Origin of the sequence: Mesorhizobium sp. M0062 (assembly GCF_040323125.1) — a bacterium.
GTDB lineage: Bacteria > Pseudomonadota > Alphaproteobacteria > Rhizobiales > Rhizobiaceae > Mesorhizobium.
In genome coordinates, this window is record NZ_JAMYUO010000058.1 from 1 (window position 1) to 4,298 (window position 4,298).

Consider the following 4,298-nt stretch of genomic DNA (forward strand, 5'->3'; position numbering starts at 1 on the left):
CCCAGCGGCGGTGGGGGGGGGTCGCATTTGTTTAAACCACACCCCACCCGGGCTGTCTTGGCGCCCCCCCAAACCGGCCGCCCCACATCTAAGCTGGATTCATGAGCGCAGGGCGCTGGCTGGTTGTTGCCGGCCCGCAACAAGTCTAAGCAGGCGCTGATGAAGTCTCCGAGTGAAGCCGCAGCCGTTCCCCTGACCAGGTCGCTTTCCAACGGTACATTTTGCCCGCAGTCGCAGCGCAAGTTCGTGCTGGTTGCGGCGATCCTTGCGTCAGCGCTCGGCTTCATCGACGGGTCGATCCTGGCCATTGCCATGCCGGCAATGCGCGTCGACCTCGGCGCCAGCCTGGCCGAGGTCCAGTGGATTTCCAACGCCTATGCGCTGACGCTGTCGGCGCTGATTCTGGCCGGCGGCGCCGCCGGCGACCGGTTTGGCCTCAGGCGCGCCTTCGTTGCCGGCATTGCGTTGTTCATCGTCGCTTCGCTGGCCTGCGCGGTGGCGCCGAATGCGCTGGTGCTCATCGCCTTTCGCGCCATTCAGGGCCTTGGTGCGGCGATCATGGTGCCGGGCAGCCTCGCCATCATCGCCAAGGCCTATCCGAAGAAGGAGCGCGGCCGGGCGATCGGCATCTGGGCCGCCGCCTCGGCGCTGACGACGGCGCTCGGTCCAGTGCTCGGTGGCTTCGTCCTGTCGGCCTTTGGCGGCGGTATCTGGCGGGCGATCTTCGCCGTCAACCTGCCGCTCGGGCTGATCTCGATCTATCTCCTGCTGGCCAAGATTCCCGCCGACGCGCCGACGGAGAAGCGAAGCCTCGATCTCGGCGGCGCCGCTCTCGCCACGCTTGCCTTCGGGGCGCTTGCCTACGGACTGACCTCGATGAGCGCCGAAGGCAGCGGGCTGATGTCGGGGCCGAGCATCGCCGCAGGCGCCGTGCTGCTTATCATCTTCATCGTCTTCGAGCTTCGGCAGCGCGAGCCGATGATCGATCTCAAGCTGTTTCGGATCGGCGCCTTCGCCGGCGCCAACCTCGCCACCTTCTTCCTGTATTTCGCGCTGTCGGCCAATCTGTTCTACCTGCCGATGCTGTTGATCGCCGGATGGGGGCTGAGCACCAAAGAGGTCGGTTTCATCTTCCTGCCGCTGTCGGCGTTGATCGCGCTGCTGTCGGGTCTCGTCGGCCAGTGGTCGGATCGCATCGGTCCGCGTTTTCCGATCGCCAGCGGCTGCCTGGTGGTCGCCATCGCCTTTGCCGGGCTGGCTTTGCTCACTCATGCCGGCATGCACAATTTCTGGACCGGTATCTTTCCGCTGATGGCGGTGATGGGGCTCGGCATGGCGCTGGTGGTGTCGCCGCTGTCGACGGCGGTCATGACCGCGGTCGAGGACAAGGATACCGGCGCCGCTTCCGGCATCAACAATGCGGTTTCGCGCATTGGCGGGCTGATTGCTGTGGCGGCGATGGGCTCGCTCGCGGCCTGGGTCTATTCGACGATGCTCGATACCAGCGTCAGGCCGGGCATTCCGGGGTTCGGAGAACCGGCATTGGCCGGCCTGGCGTCAGACCTTGATGCAACACGGCTCGCCGCCAGCGATGCGGCGTTCGCGGCCGTGTCGACAGTGACGGCCGTGCTTTGCCTCCTTGCCGCTATTATCGCCTGGGCCACCGTTTCGGGGCAAAAGCTGCCTTAGTCACGAGCCGAAGAGGAGCAGTCGACCTGATTCGGAGCCGACCCGATTCGGAATGCTCTGATGGGGCGATTATGATTCGCCGGCGTCGAGTGTGACGGCTTAAAGCGCGTCGCGCTGAAACGGATTCATACGACGCGCTTTAAGTCTTTGTTTTGACACATGTCCTTGTCCCAGAGCCGCGGCACACTTCTGGGCGACATGCATTAGCCTTCGATCTTGGCGCTCGCGACCTTCAGCGGATTGCTGTCTTCCTGCTTGAGCAGTTCATCGATGCGCTCGCGCTCGCGCTTGAAAGCGACCAGGTCGTCGCCCTTCAGCACCTTGCCGACCGGCAGACGCACGCGCATCGGGTCGACCTTGGTGCCGTTGACGATCAGCTCGTAGTGAAGATGCGGACCGGTGGAGAGGCCGGTCTGACCGAGGAAGCCGATGGTCTGGCCCTGGCGGACATGAACGCCCGGTTCGATGCCTTTGGCAAAGGCGCTCTGGTGATTGTAGGAGGTCTCGTAGCCATTGGCATGGCGGATGATGATCTGTTTGCCGTAGCCGCCGGCCCAGCCGGCCTTTTCGATGGTGCCGTTGCCGGCGGCGATGATCGGCGTTCCGATCGGCGCCGCCCAGTCGACGCCGGTATGCATGCGGACATAACCGAGGATCGGATGTCGGCGGGCGCCGAAGCCGGAGCGGAATTTCCCGGCCGGCAGGGGATTGCGCAGCAGGAACTGCTCGGCGCTCGATCCATCCTCGTCGAAATAGTCGGTCGAGCCGTCCTGCATCTGGAAGCGGTAGAAATTGCGTGTCTGGCCGCCGAAGGTCGACGAGACATAGAGCAGTTCCGATTCGTCGGAGGCCTGGTCGTCGCCGTCAGGCTGCGAGAACAGCACGTCGATGCGGTCCGATGGATTGAGCCTGGACTGGAAGTCGACGCCGGAGGCCAGGAGCTTGACCAATTGCTGGGTCAGCTTCTTCGACATGCCATAGGAATAGGCGGCGCGGTAGATGCCGTCATAGACGTTCGGCAGATTGCCGCGCACCACCACCGGTGCCGACGAATCGTCGAACGCGGTCAGCAATTCGGGGTTCGGCTCCGGTTCCTGCGCCGGCACATACTGGCCGCGGTCGTCGAGCGCGATGGTGACGATGTGCGTTGTCTTGTCATAGACGCTGGTGCGAACGACCTTGGCGGCGTCGCCATGTACCTCGAGCCCGACCCGCAGCACGGTTCCGGCCTTCAGCGCCGGTGCGTTGAGCAGCTTGCCGATCGCCTCCGCCATGCCGGTGGCGTCATCGCCCGTATAGCCCGAATCAGCGAAAGCCTCGGCAATGTCGCGGTCCCTGGTGAAGGGAATGATTTCCTCGGCGAAAGCCGGGGTCTGGTCGTCGAGCGCGACGCGCGGCGCCACCGAGACGTTTTCCGGCACGATCTTGACGTCGTAGGAGCCGGCCATCGATTCGGCGAAGGCATCGCCGAATCGCTGCGGGTCGACATAATGCAGCGAGGCGACCTGCACGGCGCCGTCGCTGAGGTCGGTGCCGGCTTCGCGCACCACTTTTTCCACCTCGTCGGCGGACAGGTCGCTTTTCTCGTCGAAGGAGGCCGTCTCGACCGGGAAATCGACCGTCTTCAGGCTCATCTCGCTTTCGACCTTGGCGCCGTAGATCTGGCCCCCAACTGCGGAAGCCGTCGCCGGCTGCGCCGGCGTCGAGTCGCCATCGTCGCCGAACACCTGCATCGGGTCGAAAGGCGGATAGGCGCGGTTGGTGGTGTGGCCGGCGGCCAGCGCCATCTTGATCTGCACGAACGGCATGGTGTGGATAACGTCGCGGTCACCGACCTTGGTCACCATCGAAACTTCCATGCGCCGGCGGTCCTTGGCCTTGGCGATCTGGCGCGGCGCCACCAGCCTGGTGGTCTTGGCGACCTCGCCGGAATCGCCGCCGCTTTCGAGCTGGGCCAGTTCGGCGATTTCGGGCGGGGTTGCCAGCTGCTGGCGGCCGTCAAGGGCGGCAAACAACGCCACGCCCATCAGCACACTCGAGGTCACGCCGGTAAGAAAGGTGCCCGACAGCCAGCGCGCCGAAACCTCGCGCCGGTCGGGCGGGCCGCTGCGGCCATCCGCGATCAGCGGCGGCTCATTGCCGAGTTCGGCTATGACATCTTCCGTGTCTGGCATCCAGAAAGGCTGCTTCTTCCCCGGGCGGAACGGCTTTTCGCTTCTGTTGGGCCATGACATTTGCCTGTCACGGCGAGTGAAGTCAACGAAGCGGCGAAATCCCCACGCACACGCTCTGTTTTACAGCCCCTTGTAGAGAGGCGTCTTTATCCTCTTGTAGGAGGCTCCGAACCGTGATGCGCAGACCCCGCTTTGGCTCTTATAGGAAGGCACCTCGCGGGCCGCGCCGAGCCCTTCTTTGTTGGCCTTGGTGTCGAACGGCAATGCGGCGGCAATAGGGCTCCTTTTTGGCAATGCCAATGTTCCCTTGGGGCAGTCCGCGTCGCCAAAACTTCTGTCGTAAAAAGTTCAAAAACATCGTCGATGACTGTTGACAGTTCTGGTTGGTGGCGACTATATACGCCTCACGAACGAGGGCGGTGCGCCGCTGGCGGC

The 4,298-nt window shown here is 64.1% G+C and carries 2 protein-coding genes; one reads left to right on the forward strand and one right to left on the reverse strand.

Annotated features, from left to right (window positions below):
* Positions 1-159 precede the first annotated feature (159 nt).
* Positions 160-1,689 (forward strand): DHA2 family efflux MFS transporter permease subunit, encoded by a 1,530-nt coding sequence (locus NKJ64_RS30385; protein WP_031202761.1) that lies wholly within the window; start codon positions 160-162, stop codon positions 1,687-1,689.
* 203 nt (positions 1,690-1,892) lie between these two features.
* Here the strand turns inward: NKJ64_RS30385 and NKJ64_RS30390 are convergent, their stop codons facing one another.
* Complete coding sequence (locus tag NKJ64_RS30390; RefSeq protein ID WP_023686664.1) at positions 1,893-3,863, reverse strand: M23 family metallopeptidase; 1,971 nt, start codon at positions 3,861-3,863, stop codon at positions 1,893-1,895.
* Positions 3,864-4,298 lie beyond the last annotated feature (435 nt).